22 protein-coding genes and 1 riboswitch are annotated in these 26,568 nt (G+C 35.1%); of the genes, 3 read left to right on the forward strand and 19 right to left on the reverse strand.

Annotated features, from left to right (window positions below):
* The 7 genes from NSS71_RS06685 to NSS71_RS06715 all read right to left on the reverse strand — a co-directional run bounded on the left by NSS71_RS06685 (position 1) and on the right by NSS71_RS06715 (position 9,264).
* A complete protein-coding gene (locus NSS71_RS06685) occupies positions 1–732 on the reverse strand; it encodes a class I SAM-dependent DNA methyltransferase (protein WP_047940647.1) in 732 nt (243 codons plus the stop codon).
* An 11-nt stretch (positions 733–743) separates the two neighbouring features.
* On the reverse strand, positions 744–1,304 hold the full coding sequence (locus NSS71_RS06690; protein ID WP_047940646.1) for an SGNH/GDSL hydrolase family protein: 561 nt from the start codon (positions 1,302–1,304) through the stop codon (positions 744–746).
* 155 nt (positions 1,305–1,459) lie between these two features.
* Positions 1,460–2,524, reverse strand: a complete 1,065-nt coding sequence (locus tag NSS71_RS06695; protein WP_082138233.1) for an AbrB family transcriptional regulator — start codon at positions 2,522–2,524, stop codon at positions 1,460–1,462.
* Positions 2,525–2,600: 76 nt separating this feature from the next.
* Positions 2,601–3,377 (reverse strand): hypothetical protein, encoded by a 777-nt coding sequence (locus tag NSS71_RS06700; protein WP_047940644.1) that lies wholly within the window; start codon positions 3,375–3,377, stop codon positions 2,601–2,603.
* 420 nt (positions 3,378–3,797) lie between these two features.
* Positions 3,798–6,233: a DNA topoisomerase IV subunit A gene (parC, locus tag NSS71_RS06705; RefSeq protein ID WP_095321566.1), complete on the reverse strand. Its 2,436-nt coding sequence runs from the start codon at positions 6,231–6,233 to the stop codon at positions 3,798–3,800.
* Positions 6,230–8,209, reverse strand: a complete 1,980-nt coding sequence (parE, locus tag NSS71_RS06710; RefSeq protein WP_047940642.1) for a DNA topoisomerase IV subunit B — start codon at positions 8,207–8,209, stop codon at positions 6,230–6,232. The genes parC and parE overlap by 4 nt, the downstream gene beginning before the upstream one ends.
* A gap of 641 nt (positions 8,210–8,850) precedes the next feature.
* The gene (locus NSS71_RS06715) at positions 8,851–9,264 is read right to left on the reverse strand and encodes a CoA-binding protein (protein WP_061796204.1); all 414 of its coding nucleotides are present in this window, start codon (positions 9,262–9,264) and stop codon (positions 8,851–8,853) included.
* Positions 9,265–9,846: 582 nt separating this feature from the next.
* On the opposite strand from NSS71_RS06715, the gene NSS71_RS06720 reads away from it, so the two are divergent.
* The gene (locus NSS71_RS06720; protein WP_268874787.1) at positions 9,847–11,535 is read left to right on the forward strand and encodes a methyl-accepting chemotaxis protein; all 1,689 of its coding nucleotides are present in this window, start codon (positions 9,847–9,849) and stop codon (positions 11,533–11,535) included.
* A 54-nt stretch (positions 11,536–11,589) separates the two neighbouring features.
* Here NSS71_RS06720 and NSS71_RS06725 read toward each other — a convergent pair whose 3' ends face one another.
* From NSS71_RS06725 to NSS71_RS06735, 3 genes are all read right to left on the reverse strand, one after another.
* Entirely contained in the window at positions 11,590–13,302 is a 1,713-nt protein-coding gene (locus tag NSS71_RS06725) for a glycosyl hydrolase family 18 protein (protein ID WP_047940639.1), read from the reverse strand.
* 216 nt (positions 13,303–13,518) lie between these two features.
* Complete coding sequence (locus NSS71_RS06730) at positions 13,519–13,644, reverse strand: hypothetical protein (RefSeq protein ID WP_268874776.1); 126 nt, start codon at positions 13,642–13,644, stop codon at positions 13,519–13,521.
* 143 nt (positions 13,645–13,787) lie between these two features.
* Entirely contained in the window at positions 13,788–14,210 is a 423-nt protein-coding gene (locus NSS71_RS06735) for a GNAT family N-acetyltransferase (RefSeq protein ID WP_047940638.1), read from the reverse strand.
* Positions 14,211–14,629: 419 nt separating this feature from the next.
* Here NSS71_RS06735 and NSS71_RS06740 point away from each other — a divergent pair, with 419 nt between their 5' ends.
* The gene (locus NSS71_RS06740; protein ID WP_047945042.1) at positions 14,630–15,904 is read left to right on the forward strand and encodes an IS110 family transposase; all 1,275 of its coding nucleotides are present in this window, start codon (positions 14,630–14,632) and stop codon (positions 15,902–15,904) included.
* A gap of 485 nt (positions 15,905–16,389) precedes the next feature.
* Here the strand turns inward: NSS71_RS06740 and thiT are convergent, their stop codons facing one another.
* The 4 genes from thiT to NSS71_RS06760 all read right to left on the reverse strand — a co-directional run bounded on the left by thiT (position 16,390) and on the right by NSS71_RS06760 (position 20,743).
* Positions 16,390–16,971, reverse strand: a complete 582-nt coding sequence (gene thiT, locus NSS71_RS06745; protein WP_047940637.1) for an energy-coupled thiamine transporter ThiT — start codon at positions 16,969–16,971, stop codon at positions 16,390–16,392.
* A 69-nt stretch (positions 16,972–17,040) separates the two neighbouring features.
* Positions 17,041–17,139, reverse strand: a riboswitch (TPP riboswitch).
* A 105-nt stretch (positions 17,140–17,244) separates the two neighbouring features.
* On the reverse strand, positions 17,245–18,462 hold the full coding sequence (locus tag NSS71_RS06750) for an MFS transporter (RefSeq protein ID WP_061796216.1): 1,218 nt from the start codon (positions 18,460–18,462) through the stop codon (positions 17,245–17,247).
* A 27-nt stretch (positions 18,463–18,489) separates the two neighbouring features.
* On the reverse strand, positions 18,490–19,095 hold the full coding sequence (locus NSS71_RS06755; RefSeq protein ID WP_144546393.1) for a TetR/AcrR family transcriptional regulator: 606 nt from the start codon (positions 19,093–19,095) through the stop codon (positions 18,490–18,492).
* Between the two features lie 163 nt (positions 19,096–19,258).
* Positions 19,259–20,743, reverse strand: coding sequence for an aminotransferase class V-fold PLP-dependent enzyme (locus tag NSS71_RS06760; RefSeq protein ID WP_047940634.1), 1,485 nt, complete (start codon positions 20,741–20,743; stop codon positions 19,259–19,261).
* 108 nt (positions 20,744–20,851) lie between these two features.
* On the opposite strand from NSS71_RS06760, the gene NSS71_RS06765 reads away from it, so the two are divergent.
* Positions 20,852–21,799: a tyrosine-type recombinase/integrase gene (locus NSS71_RS06765; protein WP_047940633.1), complete on the forward strand. Its 948-nt coding sequence runs from the start codon at positions 20,852–20,854 to the stop codon at positions 21,797–21,799.
* Positions 21,800–21,850: 51 nt separating this feature from the next.
* On the opposite strand, the gene spoIIP is transcribed toward NSS71_RS06765, so the two are convergent.
* The 5 genes from spoIIP to NSS71_RS06790 all read right to left on the reverse strand — a co-directional run bounded on the left by spoIIP (position 21,851) and on the right by NSS71_RS06790 (position 26,487).
* Positions 21,851–22,990, reverse strand: a complete 1,140-nt coding sequence (gene spoIIP, locus NSS71_RS06770; RefSeq protein ID WP_047940632.1) for a stage II sporulation protein P — start codon at positions 22,988–22,990, stop codon at positions 21,851–21,853.
* 258 nt (positions 22,991–23,248) lie between these two features.
* Positions 23,249–23,668 (reverse strand): 3-hydroxyacyl-ACP dehydratase FabZ, encoded by a 420-nt coding sequence (fabZ, locus tag NSS71_RS06775; protein ID WP_047940631.1) that lies wholly within the window; start codon positions 23,666–23,668, stop codon positions 23,249–23,251.
* Positions 23,665–24,270: a lysophospholipid acyltransferase family protein gene (locus NSS71_RS06780; RefSeq protein WP_047940630.1), complete on the reverse strand. Its 606-nt coding sequence runs from the start codon at positions 24,268–24,270 to the stop codon at positions 23,665–23,667. The genes fabZ and NSS71_RS06780 overlap by 4 nt, the downstream gene beginning before the upstream one ends.
* Before the next feature lie 574 nt (positions 24,271–24,844).
* Complete coding sequence (locus tag NSS71_RS06785) at positions 24,845–25,717, reverse strand: Cof-type HAD-IIB family hydrolase (RefSeq protein WP_047940629.1); 873 nt, start codon at positions 25,715–25,717, stop codon at positions 24,845–24,847.
* On the reverse strand, positions 25,714–26,487 hold the full coding sequence (locus tag NSS71_RS06790) for a DeoR/GlpR family DNA-binding transcription regulator (RefSeq protein ID WP_047940628.1): 774 nt from the start codon (positions 26,485–26,487) through the stop codon (positions 25,714–25,716). The genes NSS71_RS06785 and NSS71_RS06790 overlap by 4 nt, the downstream gene beginning before the upstream one ends.
* Between the last annotated feature and the right edge of the window lie 81 nt (positions 26,488–26,568).

Below are 26,568 nucleotides of genomic sequence, written 5' to 3' on the forward strand. Positions count from 1 at the left end.
TTATTTTTCACAGGATACTATCAAGAAAAGCGGAATCCTCATTCGCCTTTCATATTCTTCTTTATGCAGAAAATTTTCTCGTTTTGGCATTCCTTCCCGTAAGTCGGTTATTTTAAAGCCTGCTTCTTTTAACAGTCGAAAATACTCCTCTATCGTGCGATGATATTTTACTACTTCCTCGTCTATCCATCGCTCAATTCTTTCTCCCATGGAAAAGTAATCATCGACAATCCAATTCGTTCTTTTTTTCGAGGAAACGGAACTTTCAAATGTAGAAAGACATAGAGGATGCTGCACACTAAAGATAAACTTACCATTATCATTTAACTGATCATATACACCCTGAAAAATTGGCTGTAAGTCTTTAATATAGTGAAATACTAAGCGTGAGACAACGATATCCACTTTGCTATTGGTAAATTTCCAATCCTCTAGTGTAGAATGGTAAACAGAAGCAGTTGTGCCATTTAAAAGATGGGAAGCTTCATCAAACATTCTCTTTGAACCTTCTATTCCTGTATAGCATGCTGCACCTTTTTCTAACAGTTCTATACCAAAACGAGCATCTCCACAACCTAAATCAAGGACAGATTTACCGTCTACTTCCCCTAATAGCTCATACAAAATAGGGCTTTCTATACTATTGTTGGGGCTTGTTTCTCGATTTCTTCTAGCCCGATAACTTTCAAAAAATTGTTCCTTATCGTATAAAGATGAACCTGTATATGCCATATCTCCACCTACTAAATTTCATGTAATTTTTTTACAAGCAAATCTACTAAAATAGCATAACCTTCTTCCCCAAAATGAAGACCATCATTATGTATACCTTTTAGTTTCTTCTGATAATCTTCTAAAGAGAGCATTTCAGTATAAAAATCAATAAAGTATGCTCCTGTTTCAGTGGCAACTTCCTTAACTGCATTTGCATATCTTGCTAAAACCTCATTTGTCCTCGCAAACTGCAACGTTTCATCGACGGGAGCTGGCGTAATCAGAATAGCTTTGTCTGGACCAATTAATTGGACGATTCTCCTCATATTTTTTCGATAGGTGGGTAAGTCAATCATCTTATGAAAGGCTGCATCATTTGCACCAAATAAAATTGTTACTAAATCAGGCTGCTTCTGGATAACATCTGCTTCAATTCTATTTAATGCATCAACCGTGTTATTCCCATTTATTCCTGCATTGATTATTTCATAATGATCGATTGTATCTGCCAGCATGGCTGTCAAAACAGGTTCGTTTCTAGTTTCTCTCCCTGCAGTAATACTATCTCCAAAGCATATTAAAACAGGTATTTTTTCTCCCTCCTTCCTATAAGAATATTCAAACCACTTGCTTCTATCCTATTTTATACTAATTATAATGATTCGTCTTTTTCTTTTCATTGATTAGGGGAAATAAAAAATTACAAGTAGCAATTAGATTGTTGCACAAATTACTTCTGCTGAAATTAACCTTTTCGCTCTGCTAATCTTTTTTCTACACGCTGAAATCCCCATTTCATAATCATTGGGACACAGAATAAGATAAACAACAATCGAAATAGCTGATACGTTGTGATAATCGGCAAGTTAGCATGAACAGATTGGCCAAGTACGGCCATTTCTGCCATTCCTCCTGGAGCTAACCCAATAAAAGCAGTCAATAATGAGATATCCTGATCTACACTTACTAAAATATAGCCAAGTACTAAAGAAAAAAGGACTAGTAAGGCAGAAGTTACTGTTACCACGCTTAAAAACTTTGCTTTGTTTTCGATATTACCAAATTTAATTTGTAAACCTAGATCAATACCTATCAATGTTTGCGCCACACATGCAAGAGTTGTCGGAATTGCAGGTACATCCATCCCAGCAATCGATATAGTTGCAACAAGAAGCATCGGACCAATCATAAACGGCGCTGGAAACTTCCACTTTTTTACTATACTTGCAATTAAATAGCAAAAGAATAAGATCAAGAAAATGATCCAATGATAGCCCGGGCTTCCATTAGTGGATGTTACCGCTGCCACTCCTTGATTGCCATACAAAATCGGACTATATACGAGGAGTGGAACGAGAATCATGACAGATAAAATTCTACTTATTTGAATAACTGTAACGACAGTGAGATCAATTCCTTTTATTTCTGAACTAATCGCCACCATTTGAGATAGTCCCCCTGGGATACTGCCGGCAACAGTTGATTTTAAATTACTATGCGTTAATCTTGAGGTTATAAAGGCGAGAAGTATACTAAAGGCAAGCATAACAACCGTCATGAAAAGCATAGAGGGGAGATGGGTCCCCATTTCAATAAGTGTCTGGCTGGTAAATTGTCTTCCAATGAGGTAGCCAATAACAAGGAGTCCGATATCTCGAAATGAGAAAGGTAATTTCGGAGAGATTTTGGCAAGCCGCACATAAAGGATCGTACTGAACATGGGGCCAAGCAGCCAAGACAGGGGAAGCTGGCATACTTGAAACACCCATCCTCCAAGTACAGCGCTTAAACATAAGAAAAGTAATGACATAATTTCGATCCCTTCATAAAGAAATAAGTACTTTCATTATACTACTTATTTCTCCTTAAAATGAAGAATCTCTTGTTTATTGGTGATTCGTTCCTTTATAACTAATTTCCTTCACTTTTACTTTTTCTAATACCCATTCTTCCTTTTTCCATATCCACCAAGTTTCTAAGTAACCAATCGTATCAACTGTCGCCAGTCCACTAATTCTTTGTTTCCCTTTCATCGCCGTTTGATTGTTAAATCGTGTTACTTTTAATTCAGAGAAAGGGGATAGAATTAATTCAGTTGGTTCATTTAATCTTCCTTTATGGTAAAGACCTAGTTTCTCATAATGGTTTCTCCGATCATACAAATCGAAAATATATGTTTTTTCTTTGTTTATTTTTATTTCAGCTTTATAGGCATCTTTAAACTGACTTTCAACCGATGCCAACTCTGGTTTTTCCAATTCTATTAAATGATTGCCTTGCAGTTGAAAGAAATAAAAGTTTTTTTCTGTCCCTCTTTCATTCGCAGAAACAGTAAGTAATATTTCTTTCTGATGATCATCATTTATATCGATTATATGTAATGTAGGATCAAATCCGCCTTCCACTGTTAGAGTGGCGCCCTTATCTTTTCCTTTCGTTACCTTCAGGGAAAATTCCTTAAAGAAATTACTATTTTCAGGCTGATCGGATGCATCTCCTTTTAATTGCACAATTTCTTCCTGCTCATCATTAGTTATATCAATTTTTTCTTCCAAAATTAATTTGTTTGTTTTATCTTCTTTTTCCATTGCATATACACCAGTAATAGCAGTTAAAGTCATCAAAAAGAAAGCACATAAAGCAACAAGCATTTCCCTTCTCATGCTAAAACCTCCCTCTGTCTTATTACTTTTAGAGTGTCCTTTTTTGGTAAAATCATGTAAGAAAGGAAAAGAAAATTTAATAGAAGATTTTTGCATAAAGTAAAGCGCTATTATTAGAAGGTAAATGAGCTCTATCGTTCTTGATTTTCGTATTAAAAAAGCGGGGGTTGCTCGGATAAAGGCTGCTATTTTCAGTGGTATTATAAAAAGTAGTATTCATTTGTTTGATGAACGCTATTTTCACCGGCATTCTTCCCAAAAGTGGTTTTCTTTCATTCGATGAACGCTTTTTCCCCTTCGTTCTCTTCAATAGAGGTTTTCATCGCTTTTTCCTATATCCAAAACTTATTCATTTATAAAAAGAAGTTCCCGATTCGCAGGTTAACCTTGCGAATCAGAAACCTCTTATTCTAATATTATTTATACTTGCTCATCGCTAACTTTTTCTTCCCATAATTCAACAATTTTACCTGCTTCAGTTTCATCGATAATAAAGGATCCATTTGAATAGCGATCATTAAAACGAAGATCTGCTGTTTTCACCGATTCAATTTCGCCTTTTTCGGTTTGAATATAAATGGTATCTTGTGCCCCAGCTATTGTCATCCCAACAATTCGGTGTGGATTTGCTTTTAATTCTCGAAGCATAATCAAGCCTCGTTTTGCTCTTCCAGAAAACTCAAATTCAGTGAGTTTCATTTTTTTTATGGAACCGCGTTGCGTAATAATAACGACGCTTTCCTGCTGAGGATTTGTTATAACTTTACCAGCAACAACATAATCATTGTCTTTAAGATTAATACCTTTTACACCAGCTGCTCTTGCGCCAACGATATTGATTTCTTCTTCATGGAATCGTAAGGCATAGCCGATATGAGTTGCTATTAAAACTTCTTGTTTACCGTTTGTTAGGAAAACATCTACTACTTCGTCGTCTCCTTTTAGGTTAATAGCAACTAATGGTTTAGAGTAACGCTGTGCTTTATAGTTAATCAACTCTGTTTTCTTTGCCATACCATTTTTCGTAAAGAAAAGCAGATATTGAGTTTGTTCAAAATCTTTTATAGGCATCGCCTTAATAATCGATTCATCTCGGTCAATTGGTATAATATTGGAAATATGCTGACCGAGATCCTTCCAGCGTATATCTGGCAATTCGTGTACCGGTAAATAGAGATAATTGCCTTTGTCTGTAAACAATAACAAGACTTCAGTTGTGTTTACATCTATCTTAGCAAGTATTCTATCTGTATCTTTCATGCCAAAATCTTGGCCATTGCTCGCTGCATAAGAACGCTGGCTTGTGCGCTTAATATATCCATCTTTCGTTACAGTGACAATTACATCTTCACTCGCTATTAAGACTTCAAGATTGATTTTAATTTCTTCAATTTCATCTTGTATTAATGTACGTCTTTCACTAACAAAGCGTTTTTTTACGTCTTTTAGTTCTTTTTTAATAACCGAAAGCAATTTCTTTTCACTTGCTAGGATTGCCGTCCACTCTTCAATTTTTTTAGCCAACTCTGCCGCCTCTGCTTCTAATGCCGTTATATCTGTATTGGTTAAGCGGTATAACTGTAAAGACACAATTGCTTCTGCTTGAGGCTCAGTAAATTGAAAAGCAGCCATTAAGTTATTTTTCGCATCTCGTTTATCTTTTGATGCGCGGATCGTTGCTATAACCTCATCAAGAATAGATAATGCTTTAATTAATCCATCCACAATATGCTCTCGATCTTTAGCTTTTTGCAAGTCGAATTCAGTACGTCGTTTAATCGTTTCTTTTTGATGCTCGATATAAGCATCAAGTAAAGCGATAATTCCCATTAACTTTGGACGTTTATTATGAATGGCAACCATATTAAAGCTGTAGGTAATCTGTAGATCGGTATTTTTAAATAAGAAATTTAGAATTCCGTTTGCATCTACTTCTTTTTTTAACTCAATTACAATTCGCAATCCTGTACGATCCGTTTCATCTCTTACTTCTGCAATTCCTTCAACTTTACGATCCAAACGCAATTCATCAATCTTTTTCACAAGATTGCTTTTATTTAGCTCATAAGGAACCTCGGTAATGACAATTTGCTGCTTGCCGCCTCTTAATGTTTCAATTTCTGTTTTCCCGCGAACAATGATTTTCCCTTTACCAGTCTCATATGCCTTTTTAATGCCTTCTACTCCTTGGATAATACCACCAGTCGGAAAATCTGGACCTTTTATATGTTTCATAACGTCTTCCACTGTACAATTTGGTGAATCCATGCGCTCAATCACACCATCGATAACTTCTCCCAAATGATGTGGTGGTATATCTGTTGCATATCCTGCCGAGATACCTGTAGAACCATTCACTAACAAATTCGGAAATTTCGCTGGTAACACCGTTGGTTCATTGGATGTATCATCAAAGTTTGGAATGAAATCAACTGTTCTTTTTTCAATATCACGGAGTAACTCTGCAGAAATAGCCGATAATCTAGCCTCTGTATAACGCATAGCTGCCGGCGGATCCCCGTCAATACTACCGTTATTTCCGTGCATTTCAATTAGGACATTACGAACCTTCCATTCTTGACTCATTCTTACCATCGCATCATATACAGAAGAATCGCCGTGGGGATGGTAATTACCAATAACATTCCCGACTGTTTTTGCTGATTTACGGAAATGTTTATCATGTGTATTTCCTTCTTCATGCATCGCATAAAGAATACGACGCTGAACAGGCTTTAATCCATCTCTCGCATCCGGTAACGCCCGTTCTTGAATAATGTATTTACTATACCGTCCAAAACGATCACCGAGAACATCCTCTAAAGGTAAATCACGGTATTGCTCTAATGAACTCATGATGGACTCTCCTCCTCAGTGACCATAATATTTTCATTTTCGAGAATATTGCCTTCTTCTTCTAATCCAAATGCAACATTCGATTCAATCCATTTTCTACGTGGCTCAACCTTATCACCCATTAATGTTGTGACACGACGCTCTGCACGGGCCAGATCATCTATCTTAACTCGTATTAATGTTCTTGTTTCAGGATTCATCGTTGTTTCCCAAAGTTGATCGGCATTCATCTCGCCAAGACCTTTATACCTTTGCAAAATATAGCCTTTTCCCACTTTTTTAATGGTATCTTGCAAGTCATCATCACTCCATGAGTATTCAATGACTTCTTTTTTTCCAGAACCTTTACTAACCTTATACAATGGAGGTAAAGCGATATATACCTTACCTGCTTCTACTAGAGGTTTCATATAGCGATAGAAAAACGTTAATAGAAGAACTTGAATATGTGCACCGTCTGTATCAGCATCTGTCATGATGATGACTTTATCATAGTTTGAATCCTCTACTTTAAAGTCGGCTCCCACTCCAGCTCCAATCGCATGAATAATTGTGTTTATCTCTTCGTTTTTAAAGATATCTGCAAGCTTTGCTTTTTCTGTATTAATTACTTTTCCGCGCAATGGAAGAACAGCTTGAAAGCGGCGATCTCGCCCTTGTTTTGCGGAACCACCAGCAGAATCTCCTTCCACTAAATATAATTCATTTCTTTGTGGGTTTTTCGATTGGGCAGGAGTTAGCTTACCAGAAAGAACAGCCTCTCCACGTTTACGTTTTTTCCCGCTTCTTGCTTCTTCTCTTGCTTTTCGAGCAGCTTCTCTAGCTTGTGCCGCTTTAATCGATTTTTTAATTAAAAGGGAGCTGACTTCAGGATTTTCCTCAAAGAAATAAGCTAAGTGTTCAGAAACAACAGCATCCACAGCTGATCTTGCCTCACTTGTCCCTAATTTTCCTTTTGTCTGCCCTTCAAATTGTAATAAATCTTCCGGTACACGTACAGAAACGATAGCAGATAAACCTTCACGGATATCGGAACCATCCAAGTTTTTATCCTTTTCTTTCAGAAGATTAACTTTACGCGCATATTCGTTAAACATACGAGTCATGGCTGTTTTGGCCCCAGCTTCATGTGTCCCGCCATCCTTTGTGCGGACATTATTAACAAAGGACAAAACATTTTCTGAATAGCCATCGTTGAATTGAAAAGCATATTCCACTTCAATCCCGTTACTTTCGCCTTCAAGACTTACGACTGGATGCAAGGTATCTTTCTCTTCATTTAAATATTCAACAAATGCTTCTATTCCATTTTCATAATGGAAAACACCGTGCTCATTATTTCTTTCATCGATAATTTCAATTCTTAGCCCTTTTAATAAAAAGGCAGATTCTCTTAATCGTTCACAAAGCGTTTCATAATTATAAGTGGTTGTTGAAAATATCGCTGGATCTGGCTTAAAGTGAATCGTTGTTCCAGTTTGATTTGTTTTCCCGACTTTTTCTAGTGTGGTGACAGGTTTTCCGCCGTTTTCAAAACGTTGTTCATAAATAAAGCCATCGCGCTTGATCTTTACAACAACCCATTCTGATAATGCGTTCACAACAGAAGCACCTACACCATGTAAGCCGCCACTTGTTTTGTAACCGCCTTGTCCAAATTTTCCTCCAGCATGAAGAATGGTAAAGATAACTTCAGGAGTTGGCTTTCCAATCTTATGCATTCCAGTCGGCATTCCACGTCCTCTATCTTTGACACTAATGGAATTGTCGCGATGAATTTTTACAATAATTGCATCTCCATATCCAGCCAGTGCTTCATCGACTGCGTTATCTACAATTTCATATACAAGATGATGCAAACCTCTAGAATCTGTACTCCCGATATACATACCTGGACGTTTTCTGACAGCTTCTAAACCTTCTAACACCTGAATGGCATCATCATTATATTCGAATGCTTGCTGATTTTTTGCCACTGACATACCCCTTTCACTTCTACAAATCCGACATAGTATCTTTCTATGTATCATGTCGAACAATTGTTTATGTATTCGTCTAAAAAACGAATTATCCTCTAAGATTCAAAACATTTATCGGAAAATTGTTTATTAGGCAGTTAAGAATTTTTGTCACTTTCTTATATAAAGCTAATTTCTATCGTTAACAATAATTCTAAAACAGCCCTGCTTTTTATTAGACGAGTTTAAAAGAAGGCTTTTTCTACTAACCTTCTTTTTTCAAATTATCGAATTTTAATAAACAGTTGTTGATACCTGTCTGATTAAGAACATTTGTTCTCATTTCGTATTGTAGCACATATTCTCATTTTTCACGTTCAATTTCCATTTTATCTTTCGATTTTTTCCCGACAAAACCAATATTATACCAATAATGGCAAAAGCAAAAGATTTTTTTAAAGAGGATTTCCTCTTTTTATCTATATTATGTTAACACAGATTCTATGGAAAAACGAATAAGATTATAAATACTGTCTTCTTTTTTTTAAAATTGATAACGTTTTAACCACTCAAACAAACAGTCTTTATAGGATAAATGCTATTCTATTACAAACGACAAAGCAGAATGATTAGTGACAACCATTCTGCTTTGTCGTTTCCTATTTTGTCATCGCATGTTCTACTTTAATGCAGCGATCCATGATTACCGTATAGCCTTTTTCTGTTAGATCATGAAATGTTTCTTCATGTACAAGCCCCAATTGAGCCCAAAATACATCTGCATCTATTTTTTCAAAGTCAGCTGCAACCTCTGGTAAGAATTCCGATCTTCTAAATACATTAACAATATCAACATGTCCCTCGATATCTGTTAATTGCTTAACTGCTTTTACACCTAGCACTTCGTCCACCGTTGGATTTACGGGGATAATTTCATATCCTGCCTTTTGCATTGCCTCTGAAACCATATAGGATGTTCTGGAAGGATTATCGCTTAAGCCAACTACCGCAATTTTTTTCGCTTTTTTTAAAATTTTTCCAATTTCTTCTCGACTTGGATTTTCAATTGTCATTAAAATCGCTCCTTTTCCAATTCATTTCTAGTATATTTCCCCAAAGAGGGAAGAAAAAACGATGGAAAGCATAATAGAATACACTATAACAATAGCAAATTTTTCCACACTTCAAAAGAAAATTGCATTATTTACAAAGATTTATTCCTACCTAAAGTTTTTAGCAATATCTAAACATCTGCAGGGATCATTTTCAAATAATACCTTAAATCTCCCCACTTATCATTCTAATAAATGCTCGCAAGACTTATATCGGTTCCCAGAAAGCACGCTTTTCCATTGTTTTATATTGAACACTGAAGCAATATTATTCATTATAATTCCCTCTATCCCTTCCAAAATAGTTACTCTAAAAACAATGTGCTTCCATTTTTTAATTCATTATCGCTTCTTTTTAAAACAAAATTGGTATTTATTACTAGCCTTTTTCCTTTGTTTTTTTAGAAAAAAAAAGTAGAAACATCCAGCGAAAAAAATATTTTCAAAAGTTACTTATATACTGCTTATCCCTGCCGATATAGTAGTGTAAATATTATTTTAACTTAAAGGAGAAATCTGCTTGAAACTACTAAAAATCTAAATATTACCAAGAAACTTTTTATCATTATTTTAGTAAGTGCCCTTTCTCTGGGAACTATTGGATACACGGGATTGCACTACATTAAAGATATGGCAAAAGATTCACAAGAAATGTATGAGAAAAGTTTAATACCGATATCCAATCTTATGCAGATGAGAATTAACACAAGAGCTAGTAATGGCTACACTTTAGAGCTCTTACTTACTACTGATTCAGCCAAAAACAAACAATTAAATGATCAGTTAACAGCTACATCTCAAGAAACGGATCAGCTGTTGTCTGAATTTTTAAAAGAAAACTTAACAAGCGAGGAAAAAGAGCTTGTTACCGTATATAACGAAGAAATGCAAAAGTTAAATGATGCAAGAAAAGATGTTATCTCACTTGCCTTACAAAATAAAAATGAAGAAGCCTACCGTATTTTTACAACTGATGTTGAGGAATATAGAATCAAAGTAAATGACACTCTTACAGCGCTTCAAAACTTAAAAGCTTCTTCTGCAGAAGCTACTTATAAAGAAAACTTAGATAGTGTACAAAAAATTACTATTTTTGTCTTTATCATTAGTATTGTTGCTCTCATTCTCTTATTATTTATTAGTCTTATTATCAGTCGTATGATTGTAAGACCAGTAAAACAAATAAAAGATTTGTTATTTAAAGCAGAACAAGGAGACTTTACAGTAAAAGGAACCTATCAATCAAAAGATGAAATAGGTGAACTAACTACCTCTTTCAACCGAATGACGGAGAAACTCCGAAATGTATTTAGCACTGTTCAGGAATCCTCACAGCATGTAGCGTCTGCATCGGAAGAACTTAGTGCAAGTGCAGAACAAAATAGCAGTGCAAGTGAGCATATAAGCCTGACTATTCAAGAATTAGCAACTGGCTCTGAAACACAAGTAATGAAGGTAAAAGAAAGCAATCAAGTCATCACAACAATCTCGGAACATACAAATTCAATTGCTGCACATACGGAAAAAATGTCTGAAAACGTTAAGCATGCATCTGAAGTGTCGACAGAAGGCAACGAAGCTATTCAACAAGTAAATAAGCAAATGAATTCGATATACTTAAACGTTAATAGTCTTTCAGATGCAATAAGCATTTTAAATGAACGTTCAACCGAAATTGGCCAAATCACGGATGTTATTACCGGAATCTCAGCCCAAACAAACCTGTTAGCTTTAAATGCAGCTATCGAAGCTGCTAGAGCTGGTGAGCACGGAAAAGGATTTGCGGTTGTTGCCGACGAAGTAAGAAAACTTGCAGAAGAATCAACGGCCTCTACCGAAAATATTGCGAAGCTAATCCACATGATCCAAAAGGATACTGAGCAAACCATTGAAACAATGAAAAAAGCTTCCAACGAAGTTCAATCTGGATTAGATATTGTGCAGATTGCCGGAAACTCTTTTCAAAAAATTGAAATAGCTGTAAAGAATGTAGTTGGTCAAATCGAAGAAATATCGAAAGCCTTAGTGAAATTTACAGAAGGTACAGACATTATTAACCATACAATTTACGAAGTAAGTGATGTTGCGATTGAATCCGCAAATAGGACACAAAATATATCTGCAGCAACCCAACAACAGCTTGCTTCTATGGAGGAAATTTCCTCTTCTTCCTTATCTCTTGCAAAATTAGCTGAAGAGTTACAAACAATAGTTAATTTATTTAAGATATAAAATGCTATCAAAAACCACTTTCCTTTGTATGGGAAAGTGGTTTTTAAGCATTACTTATTGTTCTTTTTTCTCTAAAGATAAAGCAGACCATGCTGCTTCATTAGCAAAGGTACGCGACCAACTCGCAAGTCCAGCTAAGTTATACTTTTCGACTAATTCTGCTCTCTTCGTTAAAGATAATTCATCTTCCAGCCAAATTTTAAAGGTTGATTTCGTTTTTTTATCATAATATTCCCCATAATTTTGACCGCTCGCTTCATCATAGGTAGGAGTAACTTTATGTTCTTTTAACCACTCCTCCACACTTTCCATCGAAAGTGATTTAGAGGATAATTCTCCATTTTCTTTTTCTTCCCATAGTCGCGCATATAATGGTACTCCGAGGACAAGCTTATCATTTGGAACAATGTCAAGTAATGTTTCTAAATTTGCTTCAACCCATGGAAAACTTGCCACACTTCCAGGATTCGGGCTTGTTGCCCAATGCTCATCATATGCCATTACAACAAGATAATCGACAATCTCAGCTAAATGGTCTCGCTGTAAGAATGCTGAATAATTTCCGCCAGCTATAAACGTTATATCCATTGACACAGTCAGACCCGCATCATGTAAATAAGGTGTAGCTTCTCTCACAAATTGGGTGATATATTTGCCATCTTCTTCCCGAACATTTTCAATATCAATGTTAATTCCATCTAAATCGTACATTTCACTATAGACTAAGAGTTGTCTAATCACCGTTTGCCTTTTCTGATAGTCTTTGAATACTTCGTGTGTTTTATCAGGATCAAAATCATTAGAAAACAATCCCCACACTTGATAGTCTTGTTTATGCGCCCAATTAACATAAGCTTTTGAGCCTAAATTACTAACATTACCATCATTCCCCTTCAGTTTAAACCAAGTTGGGGATACAACATTTACACCGTGCATTTTTGAAATCTTTGAAGTATCTGGATTTCTTGAATAAACAGCTTCCCATGTTAATTGGATTGGTCCATTGACCTTCTTCAATTTAGGTTCTTTCTGTTCTAATTCAACTTCAACAACCTCTGATTTCCCTTTATCTACATATTGCTTTTTTACAAACCCAGCAATTCCATTCGCTTTTCTTACAAAATAAAAATCATCTACATCTTTTTCAATTGTTACATGCTCACCAGGTGCTAATTCCCCTGTGTAAGGAGATCGTAATGCAGCCTCTGAACGCAATCTGGTGAAATCCTTTCTAACTTTTTTCGTAGTAAATATTCCACTTGCTCTTTCTTGTCCATTTTCCTCTAAAAGCACCACATGGTCATCCTCTACTAAAGTGTATTGGATTGGATAAAAGCTTGCTAATGGATCTAAGGCCAAGTAAACTGTTCCATTCTCATCTCTTAATGGATGAAAGGAAAGTTTAGTGTTTTTATTATTTACATAATAGGAAACAGAATCGGACGGAAATTGGATCACTTTATCTTTAGTCGTTACAATAACGGAATTACTATTCTCATCAAAAGTGATACTTTCATCTATTTTTTCCTGCCAAATATTTAGCGGCAAATAAACCGTCCCCTTGTCTATAATGGCATTGCCGACTTGTTCTCCATTTAATAATACAGGATTTTCCCCTTTGAAATAATCCACCTTATCCTTATTGCCAAATGGGTAAAACATTAGCATAATGAAAGATATAGCGACTATTAATGCCGCTATGATAATACCGCCAATTAATTTTCTCTTTGTTGGCTTTTTTTGAAATGAATAATTTATTTCTGTCATTTTTACCTCCTTGAAGTAGTCCCTGCAAACGGATTCTATCAAAATCTAGACGATTTTCGAATGATAATAGTTTCATATTAACACAGAATTCGACAAAAAATAGAACCATCCAAACGGAAGGATGGCTCCCTTACTTAAGTTCTATAAAGTTATTACTAGTTCAGGAATACGGTATACATCCATTCTTTTTTCGATTCTCTACTCCTATGTCTTTTTCTATTCTAAATCTTTTAAATTTATCTTTTTAACAGAAAAAGAAAAGAAAACACTGATAATCACATAGTAAATACCTAAAATAGCAAAACAGTCTGTTGCAACTACGATTAGTTCTTTCTGCAGCATGATATATCTCCAACCGAAAGAACTAAGCAAAAATATTAATGGAAAAAATAAGAATAAAAGGATGAATATAAAATTTCTCTTATTATTCATTACCAATTCTCACCTCACTTCTGGAAGTACCTTCTAATATGCTTATCAATACCTTATTTATTGTACTCAAGGAAGGTTTTCCTATATCCATAAAATGACCGGAAGCCTTTGCTTTCATAATAAGTATTAGAAGTACTGCTAGCAAGCATTTCCACTCTGGTTAAGGGGTATTTACTATGTACATAGTATAAGAGTGCTTTCCCAAGACCAATCCCTCTATAGTTCGGATCAACGAGTAATTCGCAAATAAACAAAGTAATCGAACGATCGGTAATACCTCTAATATAGCCTATTAATTGATCATTAAGAGTAGCGACATAGGCAGCATTCGAATGATTCCAGGCAGACTTAGTATCTTCTTTATTCTCTACTAAGTTAGTCCAGTGTTCGAGTTTGTTTAATTCATGAATCGATTGGAAATCATCTTCTTTATATGGACGAATTTGAATAGCTAACCCATTTTTTAAATTAATCACTTTCACACACCTACTTTTCTAATTTTTAAATATTATAGTGGTCATTGGCGTATTGCAATCTTTCATTATTAAAAATCTGATTTTCCCTTTTGGAATATTGTACCATATGATAAGAAAAGACGCTCCTAAAGGAACGTCTCAGACCGTCGACAAACTCCTAATTCAGTAATTAGGAGTTTGTCTTAGTTTATAAATATGCATCTTTTAAATAAGAGTTGATTTCCGCTGCAGGGGTTCGCTTTCCGCGGGGCTCGCGCTGAGCCGCTTCGGCCTAAGGCCTGCAGGGTCTCAGACTGTCTCGCAGATCCCACAGGAGCATTCCTGTGGGATTAGTTTCTGTGGTATTGCACAAAAAAAGATCCTCCTTTATGATGCTTATATTGAGACCAATCAACACAGCGTCAGAAGGAGAATCTATTATGAATAATACCCGTAATCACCGTTTAAATCAAGTGTCTACTTCCACTTTAATCATTGGAATTGACATTGCTAAAAATACACACTATGCATGTGCGGTGGACGATCGAGGGGTTGAGTTAAGTACCTCTTTTTCTATCCACCAGTCTCATCATGGTTTTCATCAATTTTATCTCAAGCTTCAAAATCTAAAGGCCATTCATCAAAAGGATGATTTATTGATTGGATTCGAGCCTACTGGGCACTATTGGATGAATTTAGCTGCTTTTCTTACCCAAAATGATATTCGTTTTGTCATGGTCAATCCTCTACATGTGAATCGTTCCAAGGAGTTGGATGATAACTTACAAACGAAGAATGATAAGAAGGATGCGAGAGTCATTGCTAAACTAATAACCAATGGATACTTTAGTGATCCTCGTCAAATAGAAGGAATAGAAGCAGAGCTTAGAGAAGGTTCCTCTATTCGGTGGAATCTGAAAAAGGACATTTCGAAAGTGAAAAATCGTATCATTCGCTGGACGGATCGTTACTTTCCTGAATTTAAAGTAGCATTTAAAGATTTAGGGCTGAATGCATGTGCCATATTAAAACATACCCCTTTACCAGTAGACTTAATGGAAAAAGAAATCGAGGAGTTAGTCCTTTTATACTTGGAAAAGGAAAAACTAAAGTATCCAGCAAGACCTAAAATAGCACAACTAAAGAGAGTGGCGGTACAATCTATTGGATTAACAGAAGGCTCCAATATGGCTCGTATAGAAATTTACTCTTTAATTACTCAATACGAACTTCTGACAAAGCAATTAGAACAGGTAAATGAAAGTTTAAAGACACTAGCAGAGCAACAAGCGGAATATCATTATTTATTATCAATCCCTGGCATTGGGGAAACTACCGTTATAGATTTACTAGCAGAAGTGGGTTCTCTCAAGCATTATAAACATCCACGCCAACTTATTAAATTAGCGGGATTAACCTTACGAGAGAACTCTTCTGGAAAGATGATTGGACAAAAGCGAATCTCCAAAAGAGGGAGAAGAAAGCTGCGAGCCCTTCTCTATCGTGCTGTCTTGCCTTTGATTAGAAATAATGAAACCTTTTATGATTTATATCAGTATTATATCTCTAGAAAAGAAAACCCTTTGAAGAAGAAAGAAGCATTAGTCGTTCTATGTAATAAAATGTTAAAAATTTTTCATGGACTTTGTCAGCAAGAAGTACTGTTTGATAAGGAGCGAATGAGACAAGATCTCTCTATCCTCCAACCCAAATAAAAATCTATAAGACGGTTATATTCAAAAAGATGACAGGAAAGCTGGCTTTTAGAGAGACTTACGACTTAGAGTCCATACAGGAGCATGATACCAGCCTCTGCCTTATGATGAGACCAAACGAAGGAATGTAAGCGCGCGACGCTAAGAGACATGGGAGGGTACGTCCTCATAAGAAGAGTAGAGATACCGGATGCATCTAATAGTGTATATTTGTCAATAAATCCCTATTGGCTCTAGCGTCGCGTCCACTTACTTACCAAATATTATAATTAATGGAATAGTTAGTTAAAATATGATTCAAAGAGTTTTCCTAAAAAAATATTGGACTAAAAAAATAACGCTGTAAACGTTGGTATATCAACTTTCCTCGAGGGAGTCTCACCCCTTCCACTCCAATCAATGCATAATAATTCCATTTGCATTTCCTAAATTCCTTTTGTCAACAAGCTGAGACGCTCCTAAAGGAACGTCTTCTTTTGTACTCTTTAATTTTTAGAAACACCATTTACAGGTCGATCAAGTACAATACGCGGAGCAGAAACTACTAAAAGAACAAGAATAATCGAACATAAAATAGTTGCTCCTAAGTAGGAACCACCGTTTACAATCAAGGAATTGATAAATGGTGACATACCTTCTGGTGCAAATTTTGCCCATACAGTTACACCTGCAATGAAATGCCAAATATAGCGAGTAAACCCACCAACAACCACTGCCAAAATAATTAAGCCAGTCGCTAATCCTTTTTGTTCCGTTTTTAAAGCATTTTGAATTGAGGAAGCAAATAGTCCAGCAAAGCCAATACAAGCAAATGCAACTAAATATTCTAAAATTACTTGCCAGAATGTTAAAGCTTGTAAATCAAAAACTATTTGCAGTAGTCCCCATAAAAATCCTGCACTTGCACTAGCTTTAAAGCCCCAGCGAAATGCGACGATAAAAATAGGTACCATGGCAAAAGAAATCGAAGTATTAAATATTGGGATAGATGGCAATAAATCAAGGATAAGTGCAATTGCCGCCATGATTGCCACTTCTATCATGACAACTAATTTCATATTTTTCATAAAAAAATCTCCTTTTTCTGCAGACCAAAAGGAGAACTAACGCGCGAAATGAATAATATAGCAATACTATATAAACTCTTCCCACATTCCTACGTTAGAATTAACTAACAGGTTCGAAGGGTCAGATCGATTGATCACTCTCAGCATTACGCTCCCCTTGTGGTTTGCTTTTTATCAAATTACATTTATTATAACATAGATTCTCCTTATAAATAGACGTTTTCCTTAAATAAAATTCAGACGTTAATATTTATAGCATCAATAATGAGATTTTTAAACTGTTTGGGTTATGTTCATTTGTTTTTTAGAATTTGTTTCCTTTTTAACAACATAACCCATTAATAACAAGCCTAATATCCCAAATGAGAATAATCCTAAAGACATCGTTAAGGCAGAAATTTGGGTGCTTATAGTAATTGCTAAGCCAGCTACTATCATCTGTCCTTGACCAATCAATCCATTCAGAGCTAAATAAGAGCTACGGTAATTTTCATTCACTAAATCTGCAAGGATGCTTTGATTAATCAGAACATACATCAATTCGCCTATTGAAATAAACAGCATCATCATAATAAGCCATAATGGTGACGAGATATAGGTTAGGATACAATAACTAACCACAAATAAACACATTCCTATAAAATATTGCTTATTGTCCGATATTTTTTTCATCATCCATGTAACAATACCTACACAAAAAACTACCAGTATAGTATTTTCCGCATGAAGAATTCCCACCATATTGATACCATTTACAGGAAGGATTCCAAAAAGGTTAGTATCTTGCATTGTATCTCTTAAATGAATGGCAATATAATTTGTTAAGTGGCTCTCAAGAGAGAAGATAAGGAAGCAGGAAAGTAAATAAATCATAAAAGTCCGGTCTTTCCAGACATGAAGATAATTAGACCAAATAGTAAATTTAGATTTATTGTCGCTCCTTAAAAATTTATTTTTCATAAGAGATTCTTTAATAAATACATAGGTAACTAAGCTTGATCCAAGTGACACAATACCAACTAATAGGAAGAAATAGAAATGATAGTCAATAAAGAAAAATGCTCCTGTGATAGTACCAAGTGCGGTTGCTAAATTTGCTAGCCAATACATCGCTGTAAAAACAAATTTCCGTTGCTCTGCCAATACTAAATCATGAATCATTGCTGTAGATGCAGGGAAAAACATGCCATTAAAAAATAAATTAATCATAAATAAACCAGCGCTTATATATGGTAGATTAATCCATGGTGAATTAAAGACTGCAATAAAAAGATAGGTTATTCCTATGCCCGCTTCTGCTATTATCATCATTTTTCTTCTCCCGATTCTGTCTGCCAAGTAGCCGCCGATTAATGCGCCAACTATACCAGAGAGAATGACTATGATGACAATTACTCCTGTTAGCGTTGATCCGATTAGTGAGCTAAAATAAACAGATATATAAGGGATGATTGCACTTGATGTTAAAGAAGTAACAAACTGTAAATACATGCGGATACGAAGGGAAATATGTAATTGCTAAATGTTTTCATCGGCATATTCCCCTTCCATACCAAATAAACGGTAAGCTTGATTTGTAAATGTGCTTGTAAACATAGCATGCGCATGATCTGAATAGGTTAACCGAGCTCCCATTAGGAAAGCCAGATATCCATACCCCACCTCTTTGGAGTTACTTTTTGGCAAGAAGCCTTTTTCCATTCCTATATGAACAATTTCTTGAATATAAACTAAAAATAGTTCAACAAATTCATCTAATGCATGAATTTCAGCGAATCTATCTGGCTGCCCAATCACATATTGCACAATACGAAGTTCTTTTTCGGACTCCATGAATAAATTCAGATGTTTTTGAATGATATATTTAAGTTTTTCTTCAGTTAAATCAGTAAGTTCATTTTTGGTTTCATTTATTATCTCCTTAAATAATTGGAGAGGTCTATTTACACATTCTGTAAACAAAGTTTCTTTATTTTCATAATAAGTAAATACCGTTCCAAAACTAACACCTGCTTCTGCAGCAATATCCTTAATGGTTGTTTTACTAAAACCGTTATGTGAAAACAACTTTAAAGCAGCTTGGTAAATATCTTCTTTTTTTTGTTCAGATCTTGGTTTAGCCATTTGAATTCCCCACTTCTTAAATGATTGATTAATCAATCATATTATATAAAAGAAAATATTGGTAGTCAAACTCTTTTTGTGAAATTTTCAAACTATTTATCCCCTTACTAAAAACTCCCTTATTAAGGGAGTGAAGTAAATGTATGCCGCTCGTTGCTGCCGCTTATATCGTAAACAAATCTTTCACCTGTAATTTATTTCTTCTTAATGATTGATATTCACAAGAGAAAGGCTTTGTTACATAGTCCCTTACCCATTCATCTTGGTATTTTAGAATCTTTTTAATAGCCTCCACTATATAGTATACTTCTGCGTTGCTCATTGTAGGATGTAAGGATATTCGCACCCACCCTGGTTTATGGGAAAAATCTCCTTCTTGTATTTCTTTGCTTATTGCTTTGGAATATTCCTTTGTAATTGGTAGTAAATAATGTCCGTATGGACCAGCACACGAACAGCCGCCCCTTACTTGTATACCAAAGCGATCATTCAATAATTGTACGACTAAATCATAATGAATATCTTCACAAATAAACGAGATAATGCCTAACCTATCTTCATTTTCTCCTTCTAGTATGCGAACTCTATTGATTTTCTTCAGTTCTGACATAGCTAATTGAATTAACTCCTTCTCTCTAGCCGCTATTCTTTCTATTCCCATTTCTTCTTTTAGTTGTATACATAACGCTATTTTAATCGCTTGTAAAAATCCTGGCGTTCCCCCATCTTCCCGTTCTTCATCCTCTTTTTTGTAGAGGATATCTCCCCACTCATTCGTAAAATCAACGGTTCCCCCTCCTGGCTGATCCGGTATACTGGAATAAATAAGCTTCTTTGACATCACTAGCACTCCGCTTGTTCCCGGTCCACCTAGAAATTTATGAGGTGAAAAATAAATAGCATCTAATCGTTCCTCTTTATTATCAGGATGCATATTCATTTCTACATAAGGAGCTGATGCCGCAAAGTCAACAAAGCAATAGCCTTTATACTTATGCATTATTTTTGCCAGCTCGTGGTAATTTGTTTTCCTTCCAGTAACATTAGAGCATGCTGTAAATGCCCCTATTTTTAATGGGATGTCCTTATATTGCTCTAGCAAAGATTCTAAATGTTCCTTGTTGACATCCCCATTGTCATTTGGCTTAATCATTATGACATCTGCATTTGTCTCCAGCCATGATAAATAATTAGAATGATGTTCCATATGAGTGACAAATACTACAGCAATTTTCTCCTTTTTCGCACATGCACAGCTATTCTTTAAACCTATTATTCTTTGTAATTTATTAACAACCCCTGTCATACCAAATCCATCGAATAAAATAATGTCATTTTCGTCTGCATGAACATGCTTTTTGATAATTCGCTTTGCTTCCTTATATGCCTTAGTCATATAAGTACCTGTAATATTTGATTCCGTATGTGTATTAGCAACATAAGGACCTAATTTATTGATAATCTTCTCTTCAATAGTCTTATATAATCTGCCGCTTGCCGTCCAATCCGCATATAGCAGCTGCTGCGTTCCATAAGGTGTAGAAAAGGTTACATTATTGCCAATGATATTATGCTTAATTTTTGAAAAATAATGTTCTAATTTAGTATGATATTGGTAGACAGACTCACCAACTTTAATTCTAATCAATTTAAATATCCCCTTTCTCTCTCCTTCTTTAACCTATGTCAAAATAAGAAGAGAGGTTATTGCATTTCGGATAGTTTGAAAAAAATTCATAAGAAGGATGGAACATATATGATGATTACCTTGCCTGATTATGCACTTGACTATATGGAGAACTTAAATCAATCTGGACGAAGCAAACTTACATTAAAACAGTACGAATCTGATTTAAAGAAATTTTTCAGCTGGCTTTCTACATACAAGGAAAATACTAAATTTGAAACAATAAAGGCATTAGGAGCTGATGACATTCGCGCTTACTTTCATTATTTAAAGGAAAAGCAACTGTCACAGGCAACAATACGCCGTCTGGCATCTGTCCTTAGCAGACTAATGATGTACCATCAATGTGTTTGTGCCCATGAAATTCATAAACTAGCTGAAGCTGCCCCATTGCGTTCCCTGACTACAAAAGATTTTATTACAAGTGAAGAATATAATAAATTATTGCAAAATCTGCTGACAAAGGATTTTGAAGGAACCAAAAAATCGGCTCGAAACTATCTGCTGACAAGAAATTGGACAATTGTGGCTTTATTAAAAACTTTTGGCCTGACACCTCTCGATATACATAGTATTGAAATGAAAGATGTAAACTTAGCACAAGGAGAACTAACTCTGCATAGAGAGGATAATGCGTTCCTTCTCGCCATTCCAAGTGATATTCTGACAAAATTACGAGCATACTACTTTTCCATTCCGGAAGTCCTTCGACCAAAATATTATTCTAATGATCCTGTGTTTGCCGCCTTTAACAATATTTCTTATTCTTTTCAATATGATTATGATCGACAAAAACCAAAAGCTCTGTCTGTCCGCGCTATTCAAGAAATGATTAAAGATGAAGTAAGAAGAGCAGGTTTACGTAAAATTTCTGCAGTCAATTTTCGCAATGCTGCTATATTAAAAGAACTAGCATTAGGAGTGAGCGATGAGAAGGTAATGCACCAATTTCATTTAACAAGTGAAGCTGCACTTAGAAGGTATAAACAATATTTGCAAAATAAAATCAATAGTTAAATAGAAAAAAGCTGGACCTCCAATATAAAAGGTGGTCCAGCTTTTTCTTCGTTATTGCTGTGTCGCATCATTTTCTTCCCAATACACCTTTGAGAATACGTCAGCAAATGCTGCAATGCTGCGGTTCAATTCTCCTTGCGTATTGTCTATCCCACCTACTTCAAGTAGGATAGCACGGTCAGAAAAGTTCTGATTGTATACTCCGTTTCCTTCTTCTTTTCCCTTAAGGAATACGCCTCTTGATATCCCAGGGTATTTTTTTTGCAGTTCAGCATGAAGCTTTTTGGCAAATTCTTGATTTTTTTCATATCCTTTATTCGCATTGCCTATAATAAATAGTAATTTGGCATAGTTTTTGCCATTAATCGTAGCACTAGTAGTTTTTTTCCTTGCTGAATCTCGGTGTATATCAATTAAATAGTTTATATGTTTATTTTCGCTAACTGCTGTCTCCACCACTTCTTTAGAAACGGCATAAGATGAGAAGAAATTCCAGCCTCTATCAAGAAGCTTTTGGTTAATATTTGTTTTATCTAATTGCACGCCAATCCCTTCATCTTGCAATAGACTACTTAATTTATTACTTAATCCAACTACATTAGCCCGTTCATCTGAGCTGACTGCTTCATTTTCATTTGCATTCTTTAAAAGTGGTAGATAGGCTTCTAGATTATGAGTATTGTAGACCAACACTGTTTTATTTTTTGGAGTAGTAACTGGTGCTTTGTTATCTGAAGGCTTTTCTTCCTTCTCCACTTTTTCTTCATCTACTTCTTTAGGATTTTTCATAAGCTCTTCGGATGGTGTTGACTCAAACGGAAGATTAGCAAGACTTGTCCCTTCTTCTGCGACAACTATTTCAGTATGAAAAAAAGTCAAAGCAGGTAGTTCTCTTCCTAAAAGTGTGCGCGTGTCATCTAAACGAATATTAGTGGCAATTTGAAAAAGAATATTTCCGATTGAAAGTCCCTTTCCATCTGATTTTGGAAAAAGATGATTTTCACTATGAAATATTTCTGTATAAATTTCCGTTGTATTTACAGATTTTAAGATATTGGCAACATTATCAGAAGTTAATTTAAAGGAAAAAATAGAGGTCGTGATTCCCGCAATAAGGATAAACATTAGGATGATTCCTAATATTGTTGTGTTCAAATATTGGATTAATGTACGTGTTTTGGAGGTTTGCATATAGGTACATCCCCTTTCTCCTTATAGATATATGTCTATTTACTAGAAAATAGTCTTGTAATCTATGAAATATTTGATAGGGAATTGTAATTATTTTAAGGAGGATTTATAAATTTTTTTATTATTTTGGATGCGTAAAATTTATGATAGAAACTGTTGAAAACTGCTATAATTAGCTATCTAATCTTCCATAAAAATTAAAAATCACCTTCTAGAAAAATTGTCCATTTCTAGAAAGTGACCAAGTATTGGCATTGCTTATTGAAAGGAAAAAAGAAACTCTGCTTCACAAATCAATTCACCAGCTACTGTTGCTTTACCTCTTGCTTTAGCAAAGCTATTTTTCACCTTTTCAACCATTACTTCCATACAAAGCTCATCCCCAGGAAATACAGGCTTACGAATTTTGGAATGATTTATGCCTGCTAATAAGGCAAATTTATTCCTATGTTTTTCTTCACTATGAATAGCTACTGCAGTAACTTGAGCAATCGCTTCAATTATAAGGACGCCTGGCATAATCGGATTATTTGGATTTTGTCCCGTTGCAAATGTATCTTCCTTGTTAATTTGCTTTACTCCAACTGCCATTTTGCCTTCTTTTAACTCTAATATTTCATCTACTAAAGGCAGAGGATACCGACTTAGTATATCCTTCACTTTCTGTAGATTCATCATTGCTTACCGCCTCTTTTATCTAATTCATTTTGTAATTGTGCCATTACATCACTTAATTCCCTTGTAATATCAGCTGGATCTTTTTTTGTACCATCTTCCTTTTTCAAGGAAATTGGATCACCGAATATAACATGTATTTTCCTGCCCCTTAAAAGACCCTTTAAATCTGTTGGACCACTATAAGCTGCTGGAACGATAGGCACTCTCGCCAAGTTTGCAATGGTAGCAGCTCCCTTTTTTAATGGCACATCCTCAGAAGTTCTTGTTCCACTAGGAAAAATTCCTACTATCTTCTTGTCCTTTAATAGTTTTACTGGCGTTTTTATACTGCTTGGGCCTGGATTTTCTCGATCCACTGGAAAAGCATTAATACTATGCAAAAATTTAGCTGCTTTTGGTTTATTAAATAACTCTTTCTTTGCCATAAAGTGAATTTCATTTGGTAATAAAGAAGTACCAAGCGCAACCACATCCACCCAGCCAATATGAGAACATGCAACCACATAACCAGTATCTTGCGGTAATTTATCTTTATTGATTACCTTTGTTCTTCCAAAAATTTTTAAGACAACATTTGCAAATCTGCTCGTAAATGCATACATTTTTTCTTTCTCCTTTATGTAAAAATTACTAATATTTATGTGTAGCATTACTATATATATAAGATTTTTAAAATGGCCAAATATTCCGCTGATAAAAACCGCTATCAAAAATAATATCATCTGCTATTAGTACTAGATACTATTTTTTTACTACCTACTTATTATATCTCATTCTCGTTAAAAAAAATAGTATCAAACCATTACAAAATAGGCATCTCCCAGTTGAAGGATCTATTGTAATTAAAGCAGTAATTAAAAAATATGGATAAATTAAAATAGATTCGCTATAAAAATTCAATGTATCGAACTAATTTTCAAACAAGTTTCTTAAACCCTTCTTGCTGATATGCATAGGACACAGCAAAACGCCTAAGACCTTGCAGACAAATGGCAGAAAGCAATTTTTGCGCTATTCCCTTGGAAAGGGCCGTGTAATCAAGCTGCAAATAATGACATAAGCTTTCTTTATCCAAATTAAAAAACCTAAACAATCATAAGAGATTATAAATGACTTCTCCGTATAATTGTTTAGGTTTTATTTAATTCTAAGACTTATATCCATGCGGCTTTCCTATTATATAGTAATCGAGGACAATACTATCCGCTTAATCGTATTTGCGACTCCATCCTGGTCATTCGTTTCAGCGACCTCTTGTGAAGCATCTTTTACATCCTGCCTTGCATTTCCCATCGCTACAGGATATCCGACCTTGATTAACATCGATAGATCATTCATACTGTCACCCATTGCTAACACATCTTTTAAGTGAATTCCTAAGTGATTCGCTAGTTTTGTCAATGCGTTTCCTTTGGAGGCATCCTTATGCTCAAATTCAAAATTATAGGTTCCAGATGAAACAAGAGTGATGGCGGAATCATCTTCGAATGTTTTCCATCCAGCGTCTAGCTTCTCTTTATCAAAGGAAAATGCCAAAATATTATAGACATCAATTGCAGGATTTTCTATTTCTTTATAGCTATCAATATAAGAAAATCCAGTTTGCGAAAATTGAATAGTCGCATGCTTTTCAAGCTCTTCTCTGCTAATTTGAGGATTTGCCGTACATAAACGATCAAGTTCAATTGCAATTAATTGTCTACCACGCTGTGGCGAGTAAAGATAATCGCTGCTAAAAACTTCATAATAGTAATCTCTCTCATCTAACCATTGTAATAGACTCATTGCTTTTGGCTTATCCATCGGAAGATGATCAAATAGGTTTCCTTCTGGATCATGAATGGTCGCACCATTTGCGCCAATAACCCAAGTTTTTAATCCAGTTTCTTTGAAAATCTCCATAACATCTGGATAGTTTCGACCTGTTGCTACAATTACTTCTATTCCTTTTTCTTGTGCACTTTTCAAACTGGCTGCATTTTCTGGACTAATCTTACTTTCATGATTTAAAAGAGTGCCATCTAAATCGGTTACAATACATGTAATCATCCTTCTCCATCCTTCCTGTCTGCCACTAATAACTCCACACCATTTTCCTTTAATAACTGAATAAACCATTCTTCCGGTTCTTTATCTGTGATAAAGAGATCAATATCGGAAAGATTCGCGAATTGGTAAAAGTCAGTAATGCCTATCTTGCTATTATCACCAACTACAATAACCTGCTTTGCTTGCTGCATCATCTTTTTTTTAACATCACCGTCTTCTTCGTCGACAATTGTTAGTCCTTTTTCAGATATACCGACAATACCAATAAACACTTTATCTACATAATATTTATCTAATCGTTGAATAACAGAATTCCCGTATAAATAGCGATGTTCTTTTTGCATCACTCCACCTAATAAATGAATTTTCGGCAATTGCTTATCTGATAAAATATCCGCCAAATTGATAGAATTTGTTATCACTGTACATTCTTGATTAATAAAACTTCCGATTGCCTGCACAGTGGTGGAGGCGTCTAAAATAATATGATCATTTTCTCGAACAAAGGATGCAGCTAATTTTCCAATTGCTTTCTTTTCTTCTGATACAGCTTTCAATCGATTATGATAATTATCTACTTTACGATGAATTTTTGGTAAAAGTGCACCACCCCTTGTTCGAATAATTACTTGTTCCTCTTCTAGTTTTACTAAATCTCTTCTAGCTGTATCTCTGGAAACATGAAAGAGGGAACAAATTTCTTCCACTGTTATTTTTTCATGCACATTTAAATACTGAATAATGTCCATTAATCTTTGCTCTTGTGCCATATTATCCCCTCAAATTCATTTCATCTATTTACATTTTAAGTTATTCACTTATAAATTTCCATTAAAATAAGCAAAATAATT

Source organism: Niallia sp. FSL W8-0951 (assembly GCF_038006525.1).
GTDB lineage: Bacteria > Bacillota > Bacilli > Bacillales > Cytobacillaceae > Niallia > Niallia circulans.